Consider the following 22,410-nt stretch of genomic DNA (forward strand, 5'->3'; position numbering starts at 1 on the left):
TGTCAGTGGCGCAGCTTGTAGCCGCGGCGAAGCAGATTGATTGCGATAGCGGCCAGGGCCACGAAGAAGACGGCGACGATGGCCAGGCTGGTCCAGGGCGACACGTCGGACTGGCCGAAGAAACCATAGCGGAACCCGTCAATCATATAAAAGAACGGGTTGAAATGCGAGACCGCCAGCCAGAACGGCGGAAGTTTCTTAATGGAATAGAACACACCGGCCAAAAATGTTGCAGGCGTGATCAAAAAGTTCTGGAAAGCGGCCAGCTGGTCGAATTTTTCCGCCCAGATGCCGGCGATGACGCCGAGCGTGCCCAGGATGCCGGCGCCCAGCAGCGCGAACACGACGATCCACAGCGGCGCCACGAAACTCAGGTGCGCGAACCACGCCGTGATGATGAACACGCCGAAACCGACGGCCAGCCCGCGCACGACGGAGGCCACCACGTAGGCCGACAGGATCTCGACGTGCGACAGCGGCGGCAGCAGGATGAACACGAGGTTGCCCGTGATTTTCGATTGGATCAGCGAGGACGACGAGTTGGCGAACGCGTTCTGCAGCACGCTCATCATCACGAGGCCGGGCACGAGGAACGACGTGTAGCTCACGCCGTCGAGCATCTGCACGCGGCCGTCCAGCACGTGGCCGAAGATCAGCAGATACAGCATCGCGCTGACGACGGGCGCGGCGATGGTCTGCGTCGCGACCTTCCAGAAACGCAGGATTTCTTTAAAAAACAGGGTCTTGAAGCCCACGGAGAACAGATTCATCGTACCGATGCTCCAGCTTGAGATGCGCCTTCCATGATCTGGATAAAAATGTCTTCCAGGTCGGCCTGTTGCAGTTGCATCTCGTCGATGTCGGCGCCGGATTCGCGCAGGCGCGCGAGGATGCCTTCCACTTCGCCGTACTCGTTGACGCGCAGCGTGTACGTGTTGCCGCCGTTGTTCTTGCCCTCGTCGTGTTCGTTGTGCGCGACGAGGTGGCGCAGGCCGTCCGGCAGGGTGCCGTGCTTGAGGTGCACGACGAGCGACGAGCCGGACACGCGGCGCAGCAGCTGCGACATCGTGTCCAGCGCGACGACGTTGCCGGTCTTGAGCATGGCGACGCGCTGGCACATGGCCTGCGCTTCTTCCAGGTAGTGCGTCGTCAGGACGACCGTGTGTCCCTCGCGGTTCAGGCGCGAGATGAACTTCCACAGGGTCTGGCGCAGTTCGACGTCGACGCCGGCCGTCGGCTCGTCCAGCACGATCACGGGCGGTTTATGCACGAGGGCCTGGGCGACGAGGACGCGGCGCTTCATGCCGCCGGACAGCGCGCGCATGTTGACGTCCGCCTTGGGCGTCAGGTCGAGGTTTTCCATCACCTCGTCGATCCAGGCGTCGTTGTTCTTGAGGCCGAAGTAGCCGGACTGCAGGCGCAGGGTTTCGCGCACGGTGAAGAACGGATCGAACACGAGTTCCTGCGGTACGACGCCCAGCGCCATGCGGGCGGCACGGAAATCCTTGACGACGTCATGGCCGTGGATGCGCACGCTGCCCACGTCCGGGCGGATCAGGCCGGCGATGGTCGAAATCAGGGTGGTCTTGCCGGCGCCGTTCGGTCCGAGCAGGCCGAAGAACTCGCCTTGCTCGATGTTCAATGAAACGCCCTTGAGGGCCTTGAAGCCCTTGTAGCTTTTCTCGACGCTGTCGATCTGGATGGCTGCTGTCATGCGTTGGGAATCCGAAAGGACGGAACCGTGCGGGGGAAACGGGCCATTATAGAAGAAAATGCCATATCCAACCGGACATGGCATGTTTGCGAACGCCGGCGTCATGCCGGCGTTCGCGTGGGCTCGGCGAGCCTACGCCGGCCGCGCCCGCCCTACGATTTAACGAGCCGTAGGGTGGGCGGCCTCCGCCCACGCGTAACGATCGCGTAACGGACACGCCGCCCACGGCATCGGTGCGTGATCAGGCCCGGCCGAGAAGCCCGTCGACGCCGTACAACTTTGCCAACGCATCGACGTTGGCCGGCACATTGATGAACTTGAGGCTGCGCCCCTGATCCTGTGCGCGGCGTTGCCACGCCAGCATCAGGGCCAGGGCCGAGGAGTCGGCGGCCTTGACGCCGCCGAGGTCGAACACGGTTTCGCCGGCGGACACGGCCGCGCAGCCCTGCGCCAGCGCCGCTTCCGCGTTGCCGAACGTCAGGGCGTCGAGCGAGAGCATGGGGTTCGCTTCCGCCATGCTTACTTTTGCGCCGCCTTGGCCAGCGGCTTGTTGGCCAGCTGCTCGTTGCGGTCGTGCAGCTTCTTGATCAGGCCATCGATGCCGTTCTTGCCGATTTCCGACGCGAAGGTGCTCTTGTAGGTCTCGACCAGCCAGGCGCCCAGCACGTTCAGGTCGAAGATCTTCCAGCCCTGCGGGCCCTTGGACAGGCGATAGTTCAGGGTGATCGGCTCGCCGCGGGTCAGGTTGACCTGCGATTTCACCTCGACTTCCGTGTCGGCCGGGTCGGCGCGGAACGGCTTGAACTCGATGGTTTCATTCTTGATCTGCGACAGCGCGCCGGCGTAGGTGTACACGAGCAGCGTGCGGAATTCTTCCGCCAGCTGCTTCTGCTGCGCCGGCGTCGCCTGGCGCCAGAATCGGCCTGCGGCCTGGGCGGTCATCTTGTCCGAATCCACGTACGGCAGGATCTTGGAGTTCACCAGATCCATGATCTTGTGGGTATTGCCGGCCTGGATGTCCTTGTCGGCCTTGACGCTGTCGATGACGTCGGTGCTGACGCGCTTGACGAGCGCGTCCGGTGCTTCGACGGCGGCACGGGCCGGCGCCACGAGAACGGCGGTGGACATGGCCACGGCGGCGGCGGTCACGATCAGTTTTGCGATGGGCTTCATACGCTTCCTTTATTGGGTTGGGTCTGACCCGGCGGTCCCGCGTAGTGCGCGGACGGCCTGGCTGTACCGTAGTTAACTATTTCCGGACCGGTTCGGATGACACGGGCGCCGGCACAGGCGGATTATTCGGCGCCGAACCCGTCTCCGGCGCGGTTGCGGGCTCGTCCGCACCGTCTTCCGGGGCCGGTTTCGGGCCCAGCTTCACGCCCAGCTTCGACTCGACCTTCTCCTGAACCTTTTCCAGCTTTTCGTGGACCTTGTCGGCGCGCTCTTGCGCCTTGTCCGTGTCGAGCACCTTGCTGCTGCGGCGCTGCATATAGCCGTCACGGATGAACTCGTAGCGGTCGAGGGCGGCGTCTTCCAGCAGGTTCGACGCGTCGAGCACGCTCGCGCGCTGGTCGACCGCGCGCAGGACGATGCCGCCGGTACGCCACGGCACATCGTTCACGTGGGTCCACGGGTCGCCCCACCAGTCGCCCGGCAAGGCCGCGGTGTCACGCACCGTAGATGGGCCCAGCAACGGCAACATCAAGTACGGACCGCTCGGCACGCCCCAGAAACCGAGGGTCTGGCCGAAGTCTTCGTTATGCTTGCGCATGCCGGCCGGGGTGGCGATGTCGAGCACGCCGACCAGGCCGAGGGTCGAGTTGACGGCAAAACGCATGAAATCGTTCAGGCCGTCCTTGCCCTTGAGCTGGGCGAAATTGTTCAGCGAGCTCCACAGGTCCGTCAAGTTACCGAAGAAATTGTTCACGCCCGTTTGCACGAAGATCGGGGTGACGTTCTTGTACGCGGTGGCGGCCGGCTTCAGGGCGACGCGGTCGACCGAGTCGTTGAAGCTGAACATGGCGCGGTTGAACTTCTCGAACGGGTCCTTGGGATTGGCGGTCGTCGCGCAGCCGCTCAACAGTACGGCTGCACCGAGTGCCAGCGCCAGGCCGGTGCGCGTGCGCGGCGGGGCGGAGTCATTGCGGTTCATCATTTGCTACTGTCCTTTCCTTCGGCTGCCTTGCTGTAAATAAATTGATTGATCAAGTCTTCGAGCACTGCGGCCGACTGCGTACGGGTGATGCGGTCGCCTTCGACGAGATTGTTCGTGTCGCCGCCGGCTTCGATGCCGATGTATTGCTCACCCAGCAGACCCGACGTCAGGATCTTCAGGGAACTGTCTTTCGGAAACTTGTAAGCAGGGTTCAAATCGAGGCGCACGAGGGCCTGGAAAGTCTTGTCGTCGAAGGCGATGGCGCCCACGCGGCCCACGACCACACCCGCGCTCTTGACCGGCGATTGCGGCTTGAGGCCGCCGATATTGTCGAACCGGCCCGTGATCGCATAGGTCTTGCTGAACGAAATCGTGCTCATGTTACCGGCTTTGAGTGCAAGGAAAAGGAGCGCTAACGCACCCAACAGGACAAAAAGGCCGACCCAGACGTCAATGGATTTACGATGCATAAATTTTCCCAACTATTCAGATTACTTGTTGAACATCAAGGCGGTCATGATGAAGTCCAGCCCCAGCACCATCAGCGACGCGATCACGACGGTCCGCGTGGTGGCGCGCGACACGCCTTCCGGCGTCGGCTGCGCTTCATAGCCCTGGAACAGCGCCGTGAACGTCACGGCCATGCCGAACACGAAGCTCTTGATGACCCCGTTCAGGATGTCGCGACGCACGTCGATGTTCGCCTGCATCTGCGACCAGAACGCGCCCTCGTCCACGCCGATCAACTGCACGCCGACCAGGTAGCCGCCAATCACGCCGACGGCGGAGAACACGGCGGCCAGCACCGGCATGGCGACCAGGCCGGCCCAGAAACGGGGCGCGAGCACGCGCTGGATCGGGTTGACGGCCATCATTTCCATCGCGGTCAATTGCTCGCCCGCCTTCATGAGGCCGATTTCCGCCGTCAGCGACGTGCCGGCGCGGCCGGCGAACAGCAGCGCCGTCACGACCGGACCGAGTTCGCGCAGCAGCGACAGCGCCACGAGCTGGCCCAGCTTTTCCTCGGCGCCGAACTGGCTCAGCGTGTAATACCCCTGCAGGGCCAGCACCATGCCGACGAACAGGCCGGACACCGTGATGATCAGCAGCGAATAATTGCCGATGAAGTGGACCTGTTCCGAAATCAGCGCCGGACGGCGCAGCGCGCCGGGCGCCTTGGCGGCCAGGCCGAAGAACGAGCGCGTGACGAAGCCGACGCGGGCAAAGGTATCGAGGACGAAGCCGCCGATGGCTGCCAGGAAATTGGTCATCGCTTGCCTCCGATGCCCAGGTCTTCGGCCAGCGACTTGCCGGGATAGTGGAACGGCACGGGCCCGTCCGGCTCGGCATTCACGAACTGTTTGACGTACGGGTCGGCCGAGCGGCGCATCTCGTCCGGCGTGCCCGCGGCGACGATCCTTCCGGCGGACAGGAAATACACATAATCGGCGATCATGAAGGTCTCGTTCACGTCGTGCGAGACGACGATCGACGTCGAGCCGAGCGCGTCGTTCAGGTTGCGGATCAGGTTCGCGGTCACGCCCATCGAAATCGGGTCGAGGCCGGCGAACGGTTCGTCGTACATGATCAGGGCGGGGTCGAGCGCGACGGCGCGCGCGAGCGCCACGCGGCGCGCCATGCCGCCCGAGATCTCGTTCGGCTTCAGATTGGCCGCATTGCGCAGGCCGACGGCGTTCAGGCGCATCAGCACCAGGTCACGGATCAGTTCCTCCGGCAGGTCCGTGTGCTCGCGCAGCGGGAAGGCGACGTTCTCGAACACGGTCAGGTCGGTGAACAGGGCGCCGAACTGGAACAGCATGCCCATCTTGCGGCGCAGGCGATACAGGCCGTCCGTATCGAGCTGGTTCACGATCTCGCCATTCACCGCGACGGTCCCGCGCTGAGCCTTGATCTGCCCGCCGATCAGACGCAGCACCGTCGTCTTGCCCGAACCGGAGCCGCCCATGACGGCAATCAGCTTGCCGCGCGGGAAGTCCATGCTCAGGTTCTGCAGGATCGGGCGATCGCCATACGAAAAATGCAGATCGCGGATTTCGACGAGGTTGGACACAGTGAATATTGGTATTTGGAGAATCCCCTATTGTAGTGCAGAAACGGCAAGGCCTGCAGGACACGGCCGAATTCCAGCCATGTTATCGACGTGATATTACAACATTAATAAATCATGAGTCAGATATTTTTGAACATAAGTGCTTGTTTTTACTAACTTATGCATACGCCCATTGTTTCGCATCATTAAAATATCGTAACAAATTCCACGTGGAAACCCGCGTTCGAGAGTCGCGCCGCCGGGCTCGCGGCCACCGCCGGGAAGGCATGTCCCCGGCGCCGGGAACGGGACGATCCCGGTCTTCAAAACGATGCGGCACCTGCCATGTTTAACAATCGGGCGGCGAATTTTTGCCCGTCCTGGCGGTCCAACGATCATGAAATCCCTGGTCCACATCGACAGCGGCGCGGCGACGATGGAAGGCATGCTCGAATTGCCGCACGGCGCGCTGGGTATCGTCCTGTTCGCGCACGGCAGCGGCAGCAGCCGGCTCAGTCCGCGCAACAACCACGTGGCGCACGTGCTGCGCGACGCCGGCATCGGCACCCTGCTGCTGGACCTGCTCACGGCGGGCGAGGACCGGCAATACCACAACCGCTTCGACATTGCCCTGCTCACGCACCGCTTGCGCACGGCCGCCGCCTGGCTGGGCGCGCAGGAAGCGACGCTGGCCCTGCCCCTCGGCCTGTTCGGCGCCAGCACGGGCGCGGCCGCCGCGCTGCAACTGGCGGCCGATCCGGCGGTGCCCGTCGCGGCCGTCGTCTCGCGCGGCGGGCGGCCGGACCTGGCCGGCGTCGACGCGCTGCGCGCCGTCGAAGCGCCCACCCTGTTGATCGTGGGCGGCGCCGACGAACCCGTCATCGCCCTGAACCGGCAGGCTTATGCGGAACTGGGCTGCATGAAACGGCTGGTGATCGTGCCCGGCGCGACGCACCTGTTCGAAGAACCGGGCACGCTGGAAGAGGTGGCGCGACAGGCGTCCGACTGGTTCACCGGGCAGTTCCCGCGCCACTAAAATGGCCGCCGACCTGCGCCTCATGTTCGGCGGCGACGCCATGCTGGGCCGCCACGTGCGCGACGTCATGCGGCGCGACGGCATCCACGCGCCGCTGGACGCCGTGTCTCCCCTGCTGCGCGCGGCCGACCTCGCCATCGTCAACCTGGAGTGCGCACTCACTGACAGCACCGGGCGCTGGCACGGCGCCCCCAAGGCATATTACTTCGCCGCCCTGCCCGAGGCCGGCCAGGCGCTGCTTGACGCCGGCATCCGGCTCGTCAGCCTGGCGAACAACCACAGCCTCGACTACGACGTGCAGGGCCTGGCCGACACCCTGCGCATCCTGGACGCGCACGGCATCGCCCACACGGGCGCCGGCCCCGACCTGGATTGGGCGCAGTCGCCGGCCGTCGTGCCCTGCGGCGACGTATTGGTCGGCATGGCGGCGTTCTGCGACCATCAGGACGATTTCGCCGCCACGGACGACCATCCCGGCATCGCCTGGCTGGACCTGCACGACGAGGCGGCCGCCATCGACGCCTTCGCACGCGCGCTCGCGCCCCTGCGCGCGGCCGGCGTGCGCTGGCCCATCCTGTCGCTGCACTGGGGGCCGAACAGGGTGACGGCGCCCGGCCCGCACCTGCGCCGCCTGGCGCACGCCGCGATCGACATCGGCTGGAAGATCGTCTACGGCCACAGCGCCCACGTCTTCCACGGCATCGAGCTGTACCGGGGCTGGCCGATCTTGTACGCGGCCGGCGACCTCGTCGACGACTACGCCGTCGATCCGGACCTGCGCAACGACCATCAACTGCTGTTCGAGGTGCAGCTGGGCGCCGACGCGCTGCGCCGCATCGTGCTGCACCCCATATTCATCCGCCAAGGCCGCGCGGCGCCGGCCGGCCATACGCAGCGCACGTGGATCGATACCCGCATGCAGGCCCTGTGCCGCGACCTCGGCACGACGGCGCGGCTGGACGGCGATCTGCTCGTCATCGAGCCGGATGCGACGCCGGCGCACGAGTGATCAGCGCACGATCAACTGCGCAGGCCCGCCTCTTCCGACACTATTTTGCACCATCACAATTCAGCGACCAGTTCCCACGTGGCGACTTCACGGCTCACGAATTCGCCGTGCGGGCCGAGCGTGACGTGGAACGGGGCGAGATCGCCGGGCAGAAGGACGACCATCGGGCCGCGAATGTCGTCGGCGCCGTCGCCGGGTTGCGCCGGCTCCAGCGGGTACTTGCGGTAGCGGCCATGAACAACGCATGGTTTTCCGGTTTCGATCCGCACTTTCTTCGCAGGCTCGGTGCCGACCGGACCGCGCGGCAGTCCGGCAAAGGATGCCGGCGGCCAGATGCCCGGGCCGTCGAAGCGGCGTATCCAGAGGTCGGACGTGCATCGATTGAAACGCAGTTCACCGTCGATGGAGCCGCTGCCCATCGATTCGTACTTGCCGTTGCGGAGTGGGCGTATCGCCGCGTTGGCGCGTACGTAGGCTTCCGGCGGCGGTTCGTCAACCGGGCCGAGCTGCGGCGTGGCACCGGCGCGGATGATGAAGCCATTTGCATACCGCTCGGGTTGGACATTAAATCGTTGGCAATATGCGGCGAATGCCTTCGGGCCGCCGAGGCGTTCGGTGAGCAGATCGCCGACGAAAGTAAGCCAGTTGACGCCTTTTAGTCCGTCTGGTGCACGCGGGAGATCGGCGACTATGTCTTCGATGTAGAGTGCACGATAACGGGTTGCCAAATCCAGCGCTTCCGGCTCCCACCTCAGACCCTGTTCGACTGTCATCGCCGCCAGTCCGGCAACGCCGTGGAACGGAATGAGCTTTTCGGCACATAGCGTCAAGAATGATTCCAGCACCCTTAGTTTTTCCGTGTCGAACGCATGCTCGAGAGGGAGCTGGAAATGGAAGCACGAGGGTTCATCTTCTTCCCATCCACGTTCTGTTAGACAACTGGCTACATAATTGCCCACTTCTTCCGGATCGTGTGCCGATGACAGATACCACATGATCGCATCGTCCTCATCGAGCGGTTTTATATATTCGCGCAGAGTCGGAAACGGCTTTTTCGTCAGGTTGACGGGGCGCCAACTGTCCGGGTTCCATCCCCATTTGAGATGGCTGCCGTAGGCTGCCCCGTACGCTTCGAAGCACTCGACAAGGGCGAGGCGCTTGGCAACGGTATGGCCTCCCCAAAAATAAAAGGAGCCGACGAAGCCAACGGTCATGACAACGCCGTCGGTTTCGCCATCGATGTACTCGAAATCCGACCGCAATGATTCGATTTTTTCAAGTTCGTTATTGACCGTCATTTCGTTTCCTTTTTCTTCTGATTGGACGCGGCGCTCGCGGCTGTTGACGTGACCAGTAGCGCTGCGCCAGCGGCTCCGACGATGAGCGCGCGTGTTGCTGGAATGAGTAGCAGAATCACACCCGCCAGTACCACGCCGGTCTTGCCGGGATTCGCCTTCAGATAGTCGGCAAGGGTGCGATGATCACCGGGTGCCGCAGTGGGACCATATTGTGGCATTTGTGGTTGAGGCGGCGGTGCTGGCGATGGTTGGGGCTGCGGAAGTTGATACCAACGCCGTACCTCTTCGGATTCACGTTTCATGGGCGTGACGACAGGAACACGCACCGGTGCGGTAACGGGGGCCAGGCGCTTTTTACCGCAATCGCAGTCGCTGATTTCGAGAAGTCTGAAACGGTCCCGTCCGGCAATTTTTTCGTATGCTTTTCGTTGAGAAGGGTCGAGTTGATCGCCAGCGAACTTGATTTCGAGGACAGTTTCGATGTTCTGCTTCACCGGTATCAGTCGCTCCCAGTCGATTTTGCCACTCGCCCGCATCGCCGCGAGTTCCGCGCCAGTGGCGTTCAGGATGATGCAATCGGGTATGCGCAGCAGTCCTTTTTGGGGCCGGCCTTCCAGATCGCGTTTGAACAATCCCTCGCCCATCGCACGTCCGAGCGGGAAGCGGCTCGGCCGGTTCGGTTGCTCGATGCTCATCAGCGGCTTGGGCGGATTCGTCTTCATGCTGAATCCAACCTCGGCCTTGTAACGCCAGACCAGCTGGTTGATTTCCTCGTCCGCCCAGATCCGCGCGGTCGTGCAGCGCTGTTTCAGTTCGTGCCCGAGCGTGTTAAGTATCGTCGTCCCGGCATTGCACCCGCACATTTTCTGGCACAGGTAGCCGCGGTCCAGCGGATTCGAAAGGACCAGCGTCTTGCCGTGCGATCCCGCATGTGTTTTCGAGCGTCCGACGACGCGCCGCCGGGGTTTGGTCTGATCGTCCGGCATGGTCAGAGGGTGTCCGTGATCGTTTCCGAATAATGGTAGGGGTCGTCGCCGGCATCGTTCACCATGTCCAGCACGAGCTGCATTCCTTCGGGGCTATCGGTCCATACCACGCCGGTACGCCCATGCTCATCCGTTTCCCCCTCGATCTCCCGCCCGTCGGCAGTACGCAGCGTGTACTTCACGCCGGCAAGCTCCTTTCCTGTGCCGTCTTCGCGAAGGACGAAATGCTCCTGGACGCTTGCCGCTTCCTCCGTGCTGCGCGGCGCGGGCGCTGCCGCCTGCGCGGTTGCCGGACTGCTTGCGGGAGCGTCGTTGGAGCCATAACCTGCATGATTGTTGTGCCGCGAGTAGAGCACCGCACCGCAGTCCGTCGTGTCCAGGTCGAAGGCACTCGGTACGCCGTTGTCCGTTACCTGCGGAAAGCGGCTGGTAACGATCTTTGTCATGCGGTTGCAACGTGGGCACCAGACCAGATCGCCGACCCGCGCCACCAGCAGGCCGTCGATCGAGCGATGGGAGGTGCATTCGACCACCTGACCGCCGTGCGACGTCCTGTCCCCCTTGACGATGAAGCCGACAATTGCCATATGTTTCCTTTTTTAACAATCTTGTCGTAAAGATTTACTTTGCGCAAGACCGTATCGTCGCGTGATTGAACTGAACGGGGTTTGATGTCTCGCAAAAAGAAACGGGCGCCGATGTGATCGACGCCCGCGGATGTAACAGGCTGGCTGCCCGTATCGGAAACTATGGCCGCGAAAGTGGAGAACGTAGCCCCGCTTCTTCCGACACGTTCAGCGCGGCCGCGGTCCAATCGAGCTCGCCGCGATCCTTCGCCAGCGCGGACAGAAAACGGTCGTGCATCATGCTGGCCAGCGGCATCGGCACGCGCGCGTTGCTGGCGGCGCCCAGCACGAGCTTCGCATCCTTGAGCCCCAGCGACAATTTGAAACCGGGATTGGCGTAGTCGTGCTGCGCGATCAACTTGCCGTAGTTGACGTACAAGGGCGTCGCGAAAATGGATTGCGTCATCACGTCCATCATGGCCGTGCGCGGCACGCCGTATTTTTCGCACAGGGTCGCCGCTTCCGCCATCGCCTCGATGACGCCCATGATCATGAAATTGCCGCCCAGTTTGACGATGCTGGCGGACACGGGGTCGGGGCCCAGCTCGAACACGCGCTGGCCCATCGTCGCGAGCAGCGGCAGCACGCGTGCGCGCGCGGCGGCGTCACCTGCGCACAGGATGAACAGCATGGCGGACGCCGCCGCGACCGGACGGCCGAACACGGGCGCCGCGATGAACGCGGCGCCGCGCTCGGCGTGCAGGGCGGCGAGGCGTTGCGTCGTCTCGGGAGAGACCGTGCTCATCGACACGTGGATGCCGCCCGGCCCCAGCCTGGCGGCGATGCCGTCCGGCCCGCCGACGACCTGGTCCAGCGCGGCGTCATCCGCCACCATCGTGAACACGATGCCGTCGCTGGCGACCGCCTGGCCGGGATGATCGACGCGCGTCGCGCCTTGCGCGACGAGGTCGGCCGCCTTGCCCGGCGAACGGTTCCAGACGCGCAGCGTGTGGCCTTTACTAATCAGGTTGCTGGCCATGGCATGTCCCATGCCGCCCAGGCCCACGTAGCCGATATCCATCCGTTGTCTCCATGAATTGGTCAGAAACCGCATGCTAGCAGTTTCAGCGGGCTGGCATGGCGGAACGGCCGAGGAGGCTGCCGGGAATGTAGTCGAAGTCCTTCTCGCCCTGCTTTCTCCATACCAGGACGAGCGCGATCTGCTCGCGCGGTCCCTGGAAGTAGCGCACGCGGAAATGACGGACGCCGCCGGGCAGCCTGACGCGCGCGAGCCGCGCCGTCGGTCCGTGCACGCCGTCGTTGTCGATGACGTCCGCATCGTCGATGCTGAGGATCGCGCCGTCGTCGGACACCAGCGCCAGGTCCCACGTGCCGGCCTGGGCGATATTGACGTTAAAACGGATGTCGAGGCCGAACCATTCGACCAACGTGCCCAGGCCCGGGAAGCCCTCGCGGAACGAGCGCGGCGTGATGTCGAGCTGCGACAGGCACACGCGCTTGACCGGCGTACGCTGGCGCATCGCCGCCACCGAGTCGGTCCGCGACGGCAGGCGATACACGTCGGCCACCATCGGCCGGCCGGGCGCGTCCGCGCATTCCTCGAACAGGTTGCCGGTGCCACCGCTGCCGCTGCCGGTCGATCCGGCGCCGGCCCCCGCGCTACCGGTGCCGCCGGTGCCGACCGTATTCGCCGCGACGTCGATCGCCGCCAGGTTCGGAAGCGGGGCGGTGACCGCGATGCGGCTCAACTGGGGCTCGACGTCGAGCTTGGGCGCGGTCGCCAGCTGGCGTTCGATCGTCCTGGCGGTCGGCAACCCGACGCTGGGACGCGCGGCGAGCTTGATGCCGGCAGCGGCGGGTTTGGGGATCTTTTTTACCGGCGGCTTGGGCAGCCTGATCATGACGACCGTGCTGCGCACCGGGGGCACGGATGGTTCGGGCGGCCGGGACCGCCAGCGCAGGAGGGCGAGCAACAACAACAGATGAAGCAGCAGCGCAATCGCCATTGCGCGCCGGTTGGCGGTCCGCTGCATGGGATGCATACGCCTCCATGTGGCCACTTCGAAAGGAATACGTTCGTTAGTCGAACAATAATATCAAAATAAAAACACCCTGCAAGCCGAAGCGTTGCAGGGTGTCCGGGGTCGAGAGCGCCGGTCGGCGATCAGCGCGGCAGTACCGACGATCCCATCAGGAATTCATCGACGGCGCGGGCGCACTGGCGGCCTTCGCGGATCGCCCACACGACGAGCGACTGGCCGCGGCGCATGTCGCCGGCCGTGAAGACCTTCGGCACCGACGTCTGGTAGCACACCTCGCCATCCGTCGTGGCGCGGGCGTTGCCGCGCGCATCCTTCTGCACGCCGAACGCGTCCAGCACTTGCTGCACCGGCGAGACGAAGCCCATCGCCAGCAGCACGAGGTCGGCTTTCAGTTCGAATTCCGAACCGGCCACTTCGACCATCTTGCCGTCTTTCCACTCGACGCGGCAGGCGATCACTTTTTCCACTTTGCCGCCCTTGCCTTCGAAGCGCTTGGTGGCGACGGCGAAGTCGCGCTCGCAGCCCTCTTCGTGCGACGACGACGTGCGCAGCTTGGTCGGCCAGTACGGCCACACGAGCGGCTTGTTTTCCTGCTCCGGCGGCATCGGCATCAGTTCGAACTGGGTCACGGATGCGGCGCCGTGGCGGTTCGACGTGCCCACGCAGTCGGAGCCGGTGTCGCCGCCGCCGATCACGACCACGTGCTTGCCGGTGGCCTTGATCTGGTCCTTGACCTTGTCGCCGGCGTTGACGCGGTTCTGCTGCGGCAGGAAGTCCATCGCGAAATGGACGCCCTTCAGGTCGCGGCCCGGGACCGGCAGGTCGCGCGGCTGCTCGGCGCCGCCGGCCATGATGACGGCGTCGAAGTCTTTCGCCAGGTCTTCCGGGAAGATGGTGTCGCGCGCCATGTTGCTGACGGCGGCCGGGAAGTCCTTGCCGATCAGGGTCGAGGTGCGGAAGGTCACGCCCTCGGCCTTCATCTGCTCGACGCGGCGGTCGATCAGGTCTTTCTCCATCTTGAAGTCGGGGATGCCGTAGCGCAGCAGGCCGCCGATGCGGTCGCTCTTCTCGAACACCGTCACGTCGTGGCCGGCGCGCGCCAGCTGCTGGGCGGCGGCCAGGCCCGCGGGGCCGGAACCGACGATCGCGACCTTCTTGCCGGTTTTATTGGCAGCCGGTTGCGGGACGATCCAGCCGTGTTCCCAGCCGGCGTCGGCGATCTTGCGCTCGATCGACTTGATGCCGACCGGTTCGTTGTTGATGCCGAGCGTGCAGGCGGATTCGCACGGTGCCGGGCAGATGCGGCCCGTGAACTCGGGGAAGTTGTTCGTCGAGTGCAGGTTGTCGACGGCGTAGCGGTAATTGCCGTGATAAACCAGGTCGTTCCAGTCGGGGATCTGGTTGTTGACGGGGCAGCCGGTGTTGCAGAACGGGATGCCGCAATCCATGCAGCGCGCACCTTGTACCTTCGCTTGCGCGTCGGTCAGGGTGATCGAGAATTCCTTGTAGTTCTTGAGACGGGCAGCGGGTTCCAGGTGGTCTTCTTCCTGGCGCTGAAATTCCATGAAGCCGGTGATCTTACCCATTTGTATTCCTATCGTTTTCGGTTCGGTCTAAAGAGATGCGAAGCGCGTGGCTTAGGTCACTCAACTTGGGTTCCCGCCTCCGCGGGAACGACGTTCAAACGCTAACGGTGATAATGAACGCTAAGTTTGTTCCGTCGCCCCCGCGCAGGCGGGGGCCCAAGTTCAGCAGGCACGCAGCCGTTGCGGCATCAGGCAGCCAGTTCGATCTTGTCGTTGGCTTCTTCCATGCTGCTGTTGTGCATCTCTTCCAGCGCGCGCTTGTACTCGGTCGGGAAGACCTTGACGAACTTGCTGCGGCTGTTGGCCCAGTCGTCCAGCAGGTTGCGCGCACGGGTCGATCCGGTGTGCTTGAAGTGACGCTCGATCAGGCGCTTCAGGATCGCTTCGTCCGACTCGCGCTCGCCGTTGCGGGTCTGGCTGTGCCAGCTGGCCTTGTCGCTCTGTTCCTTGGTCGACTGCACGCTCTCCAGTGCCACCATCGCGGTATTGCACTTCTGCTCGAACTCGCCCTTCGGATCGTAGACGTACGCCACGCCGCCCGACATGCCCGCCGCGAAGTTGCGGCCGGTGTCGCCCAGCACGACGACGGTGCCGCCGGTCATGTATTCGCAGCCGTGGTCGCCCACGCCTTCGACGATCGCCGTCGCACCCGAGTTACGCACCGCGAAACGCTCGCCGGCCACGCCGTTCAGGAAGGCTTCGCCGGCGATCGCGCCGTACAGCACCGTGTTGCCGACGATGATGTTGTCGACGGCCCAGCCACGGAACTCCGTGTTCGGACGCACGATGATGCGGCCGCCCGACAGGCCCTTGCCGACGTAGTCGTTGCCTTCGCCCACCAGGTCCAGCGTGATGCCCGCCGCCAGGAACGCGCCGGCCGACTGGCCCGCGGTGCCCTGCAGCTGGATGTGGATCGTGTCGTCCGGCAGGCCGGCATGGCCGTAGCGCTTGGCGACTTCGCCCGACAGCATCGTGCCGACCGTGCGGTTGACGTTCTTCACCGGCGAGATGAACGAGACGCGCTCGCCCTTCTCCAGCGCGGCCTTGGCCTGCGCGATCAGCTTGTGGTCCAGGGCCTTGTCCAGGCCGTGGTCCTGGACTTCCGTGTGCAGCAGCTGGCGTTTGTCGTCCACCTTCGGCTGATAGAAGATGTTCGAGAAATCCAGGCCTTGCGCTTTCCAGTGGCCGACGGCCTTCGATTTATCCAGCAGGTCGGCGCGGCCGATCAGTTCGTCGAAGGTGCGGATGCCCAGCTGGGCCATGATCTGGCGCGCTTCTTCGGCGACGAAGAAGAAGTAGTTCACGACGTGTTCCGGCTTGCCCGAGAACTTGGCGCGCAGTTCCGGGTCCTGGGTCGCCACGCCCACCGGGCAGGTGTTCAGGTGGCACTTGCGCATCATGATGCAGCCTTCGACGACGAGCGGTGCCGTCGCGAAGCCGATTTCGTCGGCGCCCAGCAGGGCGGCGATGACGACGTCGCGGCCGGTACGCATCTGGCCGTCGGCCTGGACGCGGATGCGGCTGCGCAGGCCGTTCAGCACGAGGGTCTGCTGGGTCTCGGCGAGGCCCAGTTCCCACGGCGTGCCGGCGTGCTTCACCGACGACAGCGGCGATGCGCCGGTGCCGCCGTCATGGCCGGCGACGACGACGTGGTCGGCCTTCGCCTTCGAGACGCCGGCGGCGACCGTGCCGATACCCACTTCCGAGACCAGCTTCACCGAAATCGATGCGTGCGGGTTCGCGTTCTTGAGGTCGTGGATCAGCTGCGCCAGGTCTTCGATCGAGTAGATGTCGTGGTGCGGCGGCGGCGAGATCAGGCCCACGCCCGGCACCGAGAAGCGCAGCGATGCGATGTACTCGGACACCTTGTGGCCCGGCAGCTGGCCGCCTTCGCCCGGCTTGGCGCCCTGCGCCATCTTGATCTGGATCTGGTCGGCGGACGCCAGGTATTCGGCGGTCACGCCGAAACGGCCCGATGCCACCTGCTTGATCTTCGAACGCAGCGAATCGCCTTCCAGCAGCGGGATGTCGGCGACGACGCGGTCCTTGCCCAGGATCGACGCCAGCGACTCGCCCTTGGCGATCTTGATGCCCTTGAACTCGCCCATGTAGCGCGCCGGGTCCTCGCCGCCTTCGCCGGTGTTGCTCTTGCCGCCGATGCGGTTCATGGCGATGGCCAGCGTGGCGTGCGCCTCGGTCGAGATCGAGCCCAGCGACATCGCGCCGGTGGCGAAGCGCTTGACGATGTCCTTGGCCGGTTCGACTTCGTCCAGCGGGATCGCCTTGGCCGGATCGATCTTGAATTCCATCAGGCCGCGCAGCGTCAGGTGGCGGCGGCTCTGGTCGTTGATGATCTGCGCGTATTCCTTGTACGTGCTGAAGTTGTTGGCGCGGGTCGAGTGCTGCAGCTTGGCGATGGCGTCCGGGGTCCACAGGTGGTCTTCGCCGCGCACGCGGAAGGCGTATTCGCCGCCGACGTCCAGCGAGTGGGCCAGGACCGGGTCCTTGCCGAAGGCCTGCGCATGCAGGCGCAGCGCTTCCTCGGCCACTTCGAACAGGCCGATGCCTTCCACCGTCGACGACGTGCCGCGGAAGTATTTGTCGACCAGCGACTTGTTCAGGCCGATGGCTTCGAAGATCTGGGCGCCGCAGTACGACATGTAAGTCGAGATGCCCATCTTCGACATCACCTTCATGAGGCCCTTGCCGACCGCCTTCGTGTAGTTGGTGATCGCCTTGTCGGCGGCCATCTCGTGCGGCAGCGTGTGCGCCAGGTCGACCAGCGTTTCCAGCGCCAGGTACGGGTGCACGGCTTCCGCGCCGTAGCCGGCCAGCAGCGCGAAGTGGTGCGTCTCGCGGGCCGAACCGGTTTCCACGACGAGGCCCGTCGAAGCGCGCAGGCCGCGCTGCACGAGGTGCTGGTGGATCGCGGACGTCGCCAGCAGCGCCGGGATCGCGACCTGGTCGGCGTTGAGGTTACGGTCCGAGACGATCAGGATGTTGTGGCCCGATTTCACCGCGTCGACGGCTTCCGCGCACAGCGAGGCCAGCGACGCTTCGATGCCTTCCTTGCCCCAGGCGACCGGGTAGCTGATGTTCAGTTCATACGACTTGAACTTGCCGCCGGTGTGCAGGCTGATGTTGCGCAGGCGTGCCATGTCGTCGAAGCCGATGATCGGCTGCGACACTTCGAGGCGCATCGGCGGGTTCACGTTGTTCGTGTCCAGCAGGTTCGGCTTCGGACCGATGAACGACACGAGCGACATCACCATCGCTTCGCGGATCGGGTCGATCGGCGGGTTCGTGACCTGGGCGAACAGCTGCTTGAAGTACGAGTACAGCGGCTTCAGCTTGTTCGACATGACCGCCAGCGGCGAGTCGTTACCCATCGAGCCGGTGGCTTCCTCGCCCAGCACGGCCATCGGGGCCATCAGGAATTTCAGGTCTTCCTGGGTGTAGCCGAACGCCTGCTGGCGGTCCAGCAGGGAAATGGCCGCCTTCTCGCCCTGCGCATCCTTCGCACGGTTCTGCGACAGCTGGCTTTCCGACAGCTTGATTTCGTTGAGCTTGATGCGCACCGACTTGATCCATGCCTTATAGGGCTTGGCGTTCGAGTAGGTGTCCTTCAGTTCCTTGTCGTCGATGATGCGGCCGGCTTCCAGGTCGATGAGGAACATCTTGCCCGGCTGCAGACGCCATTTCTTGACGATGCGCGATTCGGGAATCGGCAGCGTGCCCGATTCCGACGCCATCACGACCAGGTCGTCGTCGGTGACGATGTAACGGGCCGGACGCAGGCCGTTGCGGTCCAGCGTACCGCCGATGTGGCGGCCGTCGGTGAAGGCCATGGCGGCGGGGCCGTCCCACGGTTCCATCATCGCGGCGTGGTATTCGTAGAACGCGCGGCGGTTCTCGTCCATCGTCGCGTGGTTTTCCCAGGCTTCCGGGATCATCATCATCATCGCCTGGGCGATCGGGTAGCCGGCCATGACCAGCAGTTCGAGCGCGTTGTCGAAGCAGGCGGTGTCCGACTGGCCTTCATAGATCAGCGGGAACAGTTTATTCAGGTCGTCGCCCAGCACGGCCGACTTCATGACGCCTTCGCGCGCGCGGGTCCAGTTGAAGTTGCCCTTGACGGTGTTGATCTCGCCGTTGTGCGCGAGCAGGCGGTACGGGTGGGCCAGCGGCCACTCCGGGAAGGTGTTGGTCGAGAAGCGCTGGTGCACGAGGGCCAGGGCCGACACGCAGCGCGGGTCCTGCAGGTCCTTGTAGTACACGCCGACCTGGTCCGCCAGCAGCAGGCCTTTGTAGACGACGGTGCGCGCCGACATCGACGGCACGAAGAATTCCTTGCCGTGGTTCAGCTTCAGCGCCTGGATCGCGTGGCCCGACGATTTGCGGATCACGTACAGCTTGCGCTCGAGCGCATCGGTGACCATCACGTCCGGGCCGCGGCCGATGAAGATCTGGCGGATGACCGGCTCCTTGGCGCGGACGGTCGGCGACATCGGCATGGCGTCGTCCACCGGCACGTTGCGCCAGCCCAGCACGACCTGGCCTTCGGCGCGCACGGCGCGCTCGATTTCCTGTTCGCAGGCGATGCGCGACGCGTTTTCCTTCGGCAGGAAGACCATGCCCACGCCATATTCGCCCGGCGGCGGCAGTTCGATGCCCTGCTTGGCCATCTCGTCGCGGTAGAACTGGTCGGGGATCTGGATCAGGATGCCCGCGCCGTCGCCCATCAGGGCATCGGCGCCGACGGCGCCCCGGTGGTCCAGGTTCTTCAGGATCAACAGACCCTGTTCAACAATGGAATGGCTCTTGTTGCCCTTGATATGGGCGACGAAACCGACGCCGCAGGCGTCGTGTTCATTGGCGGGATCGTACAAACCTTGGGCAATCATGGGGGCTCCGCTGCATTTTGAAGATATTGAAGGCCGAGAATAAAACAGACTTCAGTAAACATCAATGACAACAATTAGGGTCGGAGTCGAATTAAATCAGGTTTTTTAACGGTTAAAAATAATTGGGGACATAGTGAATAAGGACGATTTCAGGACGTCGCGGACGCGATTGGCCGGCCCGGCGCGACGAACGGTGGATTCAATCGGCCGCGGCGGTGTCCTTGACCTTGAACGGCCGCCCCCGCTTGGCCGGCAGGATCTGGCGTTTCGTCCTGACCTCCAGCTCGGCCTTGAACGCATGCGAGCCGACCGGCCAGCCTTTGCTCAGTGCCGTCGTGATCAATCCCCCTTCGTCGCTGCCATAGCCCTGCTGCACGAATTCGATATACGCGGCTTCGCGCTGGAACGGCGTGTTGCCCAGGCCCCAGTACAGCATGTGTTCGGTGACGAGCGGATCCGGCCGGATGCCCGCATGGTGGGCATAGCTGGACCAGCGGTATTCGTAGGGCGCCGACGCCAGTCCGGCCTGCACCGGTGCGAGTTCGAGGTAGCGGGTGCAGGCCAGCAGGTAGGCGGCGGCATCGACGAGAGACGTGCGAAAACGGCCCTGGAACAGGGTGCCCGTCCGGCCATGCCGGCTGTTGAACCAGGGAACGTAATAGCGGCCGACCTTCTGCATCATGAGGGCCAACCCCGTCTCGTCGGCGGGCGTGGCCAGGATGATGACGTGGTCCGGCATCAGCACGTAGGCGTGCACGGCCACCTTGTAGAAACGGGCGCACTCCTTCAGCCAGCCGAGGAAGCGCTCGTGATCGTCGTCGTCGCGGAAGATCAGCTGGTTGTCGTTGCCGCGCTGGATGATCAGGTGCGGCTGGTTCGGCAGGATCAGGCGGGGTTGGCGGGCCATGGCGTCGTGTAAAGCGTCGAAAACGCGATTCTAGCGCAACCGCCCCGCTCTGTCCCCGATTAAATTCGCAGACGTTAAAATGGGGACCTGCATTGTCCCCATTTATTTACAAGCAGCAACTGGTCCCGGACGACCCTGTCCCTGATAATCAGGCCAGCGTGAACCCGGCCGACAGGCTGTAGCCTTCGCCGTATGCGCTGCGCAGCGGCAGGTCCTGGCCGAGGCCCGTCCGCGCCTTCTTGCGCAGACGGTAGACGAGCATGTCGACGCGGCGGCTGGCGTCCGGGTCGTCGCCGCCCATCCCGGCCACGATCACCTGGCGCGGCACGGGCCGGGTGTTGATGGTCAGCAGGTGCAGGAAATTGCACTCTTTTTCCGTCAGGTCGATCACCTTGCCCATCAGCTCCAGCTGGCGGGCGGAGACGCGCAGGGTCCACTTGCTCGGCGTGGGTGCCGGCTCGGACGGACGCACGCGGCGGTCCAGCGCCTCGATGTGGGCGGCCAGTTCCGGGAACTTGATCGGCTTGGTCAAATAATGGTCGGCGCCGAGGCGCAGACCGAGGATGCGGTTGTCGAACGCCACCCGGCCCGTCAGCACCAGCAGTCCGATTTCGGGATACAGCTGGCGCATCCGCGGGATCACATTGAATCCATCCTCGTCGGGCAGGCCCAGGTCGAGCACCACCACGGCCGCCGGCGTGCGCGTCAGCGCGGCCCACATGTCGCTGGCGGTGGTCGAGATCGTGACCTCATGGCCGAGTTCCTTGAGGAAATCGGCCATGTCGCCTGCGTATTCGCCATTGTCTTCAACAATCAGTATTTGCGTCATGGGTTTTGCCATGTTTCCTTGTTTCGTATTTCCCGGCCTCGGGCAGGTCTTGTGCCTTCCGTTGTCGGGCGGCTAACCCCGGTCGCCATTCCGATTATCACTGCTGGTCAATCCGGAAGCAAGAGCTTTTGCCCCGCTTTCCTGTACCGGTAGCCATAGCCTGAATTCGGCGCCCCCCTCGGGATGACATGCATATGTCAAGCTGCCGCCATGCACTTCAACGACGGAGCGGGCCATGTACAGCCCGAGACCGCTGCCTGCGATGCCCTCCGCGTTCGCGCCGCGATAGCCTTTGTCGAAGATGCGCCCGACGTCGCCCGGCGGCACGGCGGCGCCCTCGTCACGCAACGCCAGTTCGATGCCGCCGTCGACCCGCCGTCCCGTCGCGTGCAGCGTCGTGCCGGCCGGCGTGTAGCGCAAGGCATTGTCCAATAAAACCTTGAGCGCCAGCCGCAGGCCGGACGGTTCGCCGCGCAGCGTTGCCGGCAACTCGCCCGCCGCCAGCGTCACGGGACGCCCGGCCACGCGCGCCTGCGCCACCAGTTCTTCCAGCAACAGGCGCGGCCCCACCGTATTCTCGCGCCGCTGGCTGCCGAGCGCGGCCATGCGCTCCGGCGACAGATAATCGTCCAGCATCGCGATCAGGCGGTCCGTTGCCGTGGCGATCTTGCGGTAGCGCTGACGCGTCGCCTCGTCGGCCTTCGTGCACAAGGCTTCCAACCGCTGGATGGCGCCGTCGATGGTCGACAGCGGCGTGCGGAATTCGTGGTTCAGCATGCTGGCGAAACGCTTGCGCTCGCGCTCCCGCTCGCGCCGCGCGGACACGTCGCGCACGAGGCCCAGCAGCGCCCGCGGCTGACCGCCGTCGTCCAGCGCCAGGGTCGAGATCACCTCGACGGCCACCTCGCTCCCGTCCGGCCGGCGCAGGTCGAACTCGCGCATCACGCGCAGGCGCGAACCGTCGCCGGCGGCAAACCGGGCCAGGCGCTCGGGCAAGCCGGCGCACAGGACCGCCAGCGGACCGTCGCCGCCATTCTCCAGCTGCGCGCGGATGTCGGCGATGGAATAGCCGAGCATCTCGTCGACACCGGGGCTGACGTATGCGGGCCGCCGGGTGGCGCAATCGAGAATGAAGGCCAGGTCGCCGCCCAGTTCGGCAATCGTGCGAAAGGCGTCTGCCGTGGCGATGTCCGTCATAAAACTTTCCAGAGGTTATGCAGCAGATAAGTATAGTGTCCGAAGCAATACTTTGCATAGACAACCGGGGGCCGGCCGTTGCACGAATCACGCATATTCGATATATGCAT

The 22,410-nt window shown here is 64.3% G+C and carries 20 protein-coding genes; 2 read left to right on the forward strand and 18 right to left on the reverse strand.

Translation table 11 applies throughout. The features are described 5' to 3' along the window. Window positions 1–2: 2 nt before the first annotated feature. The 8 genes from ACEN9Q_RS24760 to ACEN9Q_RS24795 form a co-directional block, all read right to left on the reverse strand. Entirely contained in the window at window positions 3–770 is a 768-nt protein-coding gene (locus ACEN9Q_RS24760) for an ABC transporter permease (RefSeq protein ID WP_056437699.1), read from the reverse strand. Further along, window positions 767–1,714, reverse strand: coding sequence for an ABC transporter ATP-binding protein (locus ACEN9Q_RS24765; RefSeq protein ID WP_495626369.1), 948 nt, complete (start codon window positions 1,712–1,714; stop codon window positions 767–769). The genes ACEN9Q_RS24760 and ACEN9Q_RS24765 overlap by 4 nt, the downstream gene beginning before the upstream one ends. A 241-nt stretch (window positions 1,715–1,955) precedes the next feature. Further along, entirely contained in the window at window positions 1,956–2,231 is a 276-nt protein-coding gene (locus tag ACEN9Q_RS24770; RefSeq protein WP_495626370.1) for an STAS domain-containing protein, read from the reverse strand. A gap of 2 nt (window positions 2,232–2,233) precedes the next feature. Continuing rightward, window positions 2,234–2,887, reverse strand: a complete 654-nt coding sequence (locus ACEN9Q_RS24775; protein ID WP_056437693.1) for an MlaC/ttg2D family ABC transporter substrate-binding protein — start codon at window positions 2,885–2,887, stop codon at window positions 2,234–2,236. Window positions 2,888–2,963: 76 nt separating this feature from the next. After that, window positions 2,964–3,866 carry an MlaA family lipoprotein gene (locus ACEN9Q_RS24780; protein ID WP_495628994.1) on the reverse strand — a complete coding sequence of 301 codons (903 nt, stop codon included), beginning with the start codon at window positions 3,864–3,866 and terminating at the stop codon, window positions 2,964–2,966. Then, complete coding sequence (gene mlaD, locus ACEN9Q_RS24785; RefSeq protein ID WP_056437690.1) at window positions 3,866–4,339, reverse strand: outer membrane lipid asymmetry maintenance protein MlaD; 474 nt, start codon at window positions 4,337–4,339, stop codon at window positions 3,866–3,868. Before mlaD ends, ACEN9Q_RS24780 begins: the two co-directional genes overlap by 1 nt. 21 nt (window positions 4,340–4,360) lie before the next feature. Then, entirely contained in the window at window positions 4,361–5,140 is a 780-nt protein-coding gene (gene mlaE / locus ACEN9Q_RS24790; protein ID WP_056437687.1) for a lipid asymmetry maintenance ABC transporter permease subunit MlaE, read from the reverse strand. Beyond that, the gene (locus ACEN9Q_RS24795; protein ID WP_495626371.1) at window positions 5,137–5,940 is read right to left on the reverse strand and encodes an ABC transporter ATP-binding protein; all 804 of its coding nucleotides are present in this window, start codon (window positions 5,938–5,940) and stop codon (window positions 5,137–5,139) included. The genes mlaE and ACEN9Q_RS24795 overlap by 4 nt, the downstream gene beginning before the upstream one ends. 376 nt (window positions 5,941–6,316) lie before the next feature. Between ACEN9Q_RS24795 and ACEN9Q_RS24800 the strand changes: the two genes are divergently transcribed. Then, window positions 6,317–6,955: a dienelactone hydrolase family protein gene (locus ACEN9Q_RS24800; protein WP_495626372.1), complete on the forward strand. Its 639-nt coding sequence runs from the start codon at window positions 6,317–6,319 to the stop codon at window positions 6,953–6,955. 1 nt (window position 6,956) lies between these two features. Continuing rightward, a complete protein-coding gene (locus ACEN9Q_RS24805) occupies window positions 6,957–7,964 on the forward strand; it encodes a CapA family protein (RefSeq protein ID WP_056437677.1) in 1,008 nt (335 codons plus the stop codon). A 53-nt stretch (window positions 7,965–8,017) separates the two neighbouring features. Here ACEN9Q_RS24805 and ACEN9Q_RS24810 read toward each other — a convergent pair whose 3' ends face one another. From ACEN9Q_RS24810 to ACEN9Q_RS24855, 10 genes are all read right to left on the reverse strand, one after another. Then, window positions 8,018–9,262 carry a type VI immunity family protein gene (locus ACEN9Q_RS24810; protein ID WP_495626373.1) on the reverse strand — a complete coding sequence of 415 codons (1,245 nt, stop codon included), beginning with the start codon at window positions 9,260–9,262 and terminating at the stop codon, window positions 8,018–8,020. Then, entirely contained in the window at window positions 9,259–10,248 is a 990-nt protein-coding gene (locus ACEN9Q_RS24815) for a VRR-NUC domain-containing protein (RefSeq protein ID WP_495626374.1), read from the reverse strand. The genes ACEN9Q_RS24810 and ACEN9Q_RS24815 overlap by 4 nt, the downstream gene beginning before the upstream one ends. 2 nt (window positions 10,249–10,250) lie before the next feature. Further along, window positions 10,251–10,835, reverse strand: a complete 585-nt coding sequence (locus ACEN9Q_RS24820) for a PAAR domain-containing protein (protein ID WP_495626375.1) — start codon at window positions 10,833–10,835, stop codon at window positions 10,251–10,253. A gap of 160 nt (window positions 10,836–10,995) precedes the next feature. Further along, entirely contained in the window at window positions 10,996–11,895 is a 900-nt protein-coding gene (locus ACEN9Q_RS24825) for an NAD(P)-dependent oxidoreductase (protein WP_495626376.1), read from the reverse strand. A gap of 43 nt (window positions 11,896–11,938) precedes the next feature. Further along, window positions 11,939–12,877 (reverse strand): PA14 domain-containing protein, encoded by a 939-nt coding sequence (locus ACEN9Q_RS24830; protein WP_495626377.1) that lies wholly within the window; start codon window positions 12,875–12,877, stop codon window positions 11,939–11,941. 122 nt (window positions 12,878–12,999) lie between these two features. Beyond that, window positions 13,000–14,463: a glutamate synthase subunit beta gene (locus tag ACEN9Q_RS24835; protein ID WP_495626378.1), complete on the reverse strand. Its 1,464-nt coding sequence runs from the start codon at window positions 14,461–14,463 to the stop codon at window positions 13,000–13,002. A 188-nt stretch (window positions 14,464–14,651) separates the two neighbouring features. Beyond that, window positions 14,652–19,367: a glutamate synthase-related protein gene (locus ACEN9Q_RS24840; RefSeq protein WP_056437656.1), complete on the reverse strand. Its 4,716-nt coding sequence runs from the start codon at window positions 19,365–19,367 to the stop codon at window positions 14,652–14,654. Window positions 19,368–19,566: 199 nt separating this feature from the next. Continuing rightward, on the reverse strand, window positions 19,567–20,274 hold the full coding sequence (locus ACEN9Q_RS24845) for a transposase (RefSeq protein ID WP_495626379.1): 708 nt from the start codon (window positions 20,272–20,274) through the stop codon (window positions 19,567–19,569). Between the two features lie 148 nt (window positions 20,275–20,422). Then, a complete protein-coding gene (locus tag ACEN9Q_RS24850) occupies window positions 20,423–21,103 on the reverse strand; it encodes a response regulator transcription factor (RefSeq protein ID WP_495626380.1) in 681 nt (226 codons plus the stop codon). 72 nt (window positions 21,104–21,175) lie between these two features. Continuing rightward, complete coding sequence (locus ACEN9Q_RS24855) at window positions 21,176–22,300, reverse strand: PAS domain-containing sensor histidine kinase (protein WP_495626381.1); 1,125 nt, start codon at window positions 22,298–22,300, stop codon at window positions 21,176–21,178. Window positions 22,301–22,410 lie beyond the last annotated feature (110 nt).

The organism is Massilia sp. Masssp93, assembly GCF_059491295.1.

Coding starts and splice junctions, on each gene's coding strand:
- ACEN9Q_RS24760 (WP_056437699.1), bottom strand. CDS start 770: ATGAATCTGTTCTCCGTGGGCTTCAAGACCCTGTTTTTTAAAGAAATC.
- ACEN9Q_RS24765 (WP_495626369.1), bottom strand. CDS start 1,714: ATGACAGCAGCCATCCAGATCGACAGCGTCGAGAAAAGCTACAAGGGC.
- ACEN9Q_RS24770 (WP_495626370.1), bottom strand. CDS start 2,231: ATGGCGGAAGCGAACCCCATGCTCTCGCTCGACGCCCTGACGTTCGGC.
- ACEN9Q_RS24775 (WP_056437693.1), bottom strand. CDS start 2,887: ATGAAGCCCATCGCAAAACTGATCGTGACCGCCGCCGCCGTGGCCATG.
- ACEN9Q_RS24780 (WP_495628994.1), bottom strand. CDS start 3,866: ATGAACCGCAATGACTCCGCCCCGCCGCGCACGCGCACCGGCCTGGCG.
- mlaD (WP_056437690.1), bottom strand. CDS start 4,339: ATGCATCGTAAATCCATTGACGTCTGGGTCGGCCTTTTTGTCCTGTTG.
- mlaE (WP_056437687.1), bottom strand. CDS start 5,140: ATGACCAATTTCCTGGCAGCCATCGGCGGCTTCGTCCTCGATACCTTT.
- ACEN9Q_RS24800 (WP_495626372.1), top strand. CDS start 6,317: ATGAAATCCCTGGTCCACATCGACAGCGGCGCGGCGACGATGGAAGGC.
- ACEN9Q_RS24805 (WP_056437677.1), top strand. CDS start 6,957: ATGGCCGCCGACCTGCGCCTCATGTTCGGCGGCGACGCCATGCTGGGC.
- ACEN9Q_RS24810 (WP_495626373.1), bottom strand. CDS start 9,262: ATGACGGTCAATAACGAACTTGAAAAAATCGAATCATTGCGGTCGGAT.
- ACEN9Q_RS24815 (WP_495626374.1), bottom strand. CDS start 10,248: ATGCCGGACGATCAGACCAAACCCCGGCGGCGCGTCGTCGGACGCTCG.
- ACEN9Q_RS24820 (WP_495626375.1), bottom strand. CDS start 10,835: ATGGCAATTGTCGGCTTCATCGTCAAGGGGGACAGGACGTCGCACGGC.
- ACEN9Q_RS24825 (WP_495626376.1), bottom strand. CDS start 11,895: ATGGATATCGGCTACGTGGGCCTGGGCGGCATGGGACATGCCATGGCC.
- ACEN9Q_RS24830 (WP_495626377.1), bottom strand. CDS start 12,877: ATGCATCCCATGCAGCGGACCGCCAACCGGCGCGCAATGGCGATTGCG.
- ACEN9Q_RS24835 (WP_495626378.1), bottom strand. CDS start 14,463: ATGGGTAAGATCACCGGCTTCATGGAATTTCAGCGCCAGGAAGAAGAC.
- ACEN9Q_RS24840 (WP_056437656.1), bottom strand. CDS start 19,367: ATGATTGCCCAAGGTTTGTACGATCCCGCCAATGAACACGACGCCTGC.
- ACEN9Q_RS24845 (WP_495626379.1), bottom strand. CDS start 20,274: ATGGCCCGCCAACCCCGCCTGATCCTGCCGAACCAGCCGCACCTGATC.
- ACEN9Q_RS24850 (WP_495626380.1), bottom strand. CDS start 21,103: ATGACGCAAATACTGATTGTTGAAGACAATGGCGAATACGCAGGCGAC.
- ACEN9Q_RS24855 (WP_495626381.1), bottom strand. CDS start 22,300: ATGACGGACATCGCCACGGCAGACGCCTTTCGCACGATTGCCGAACTG.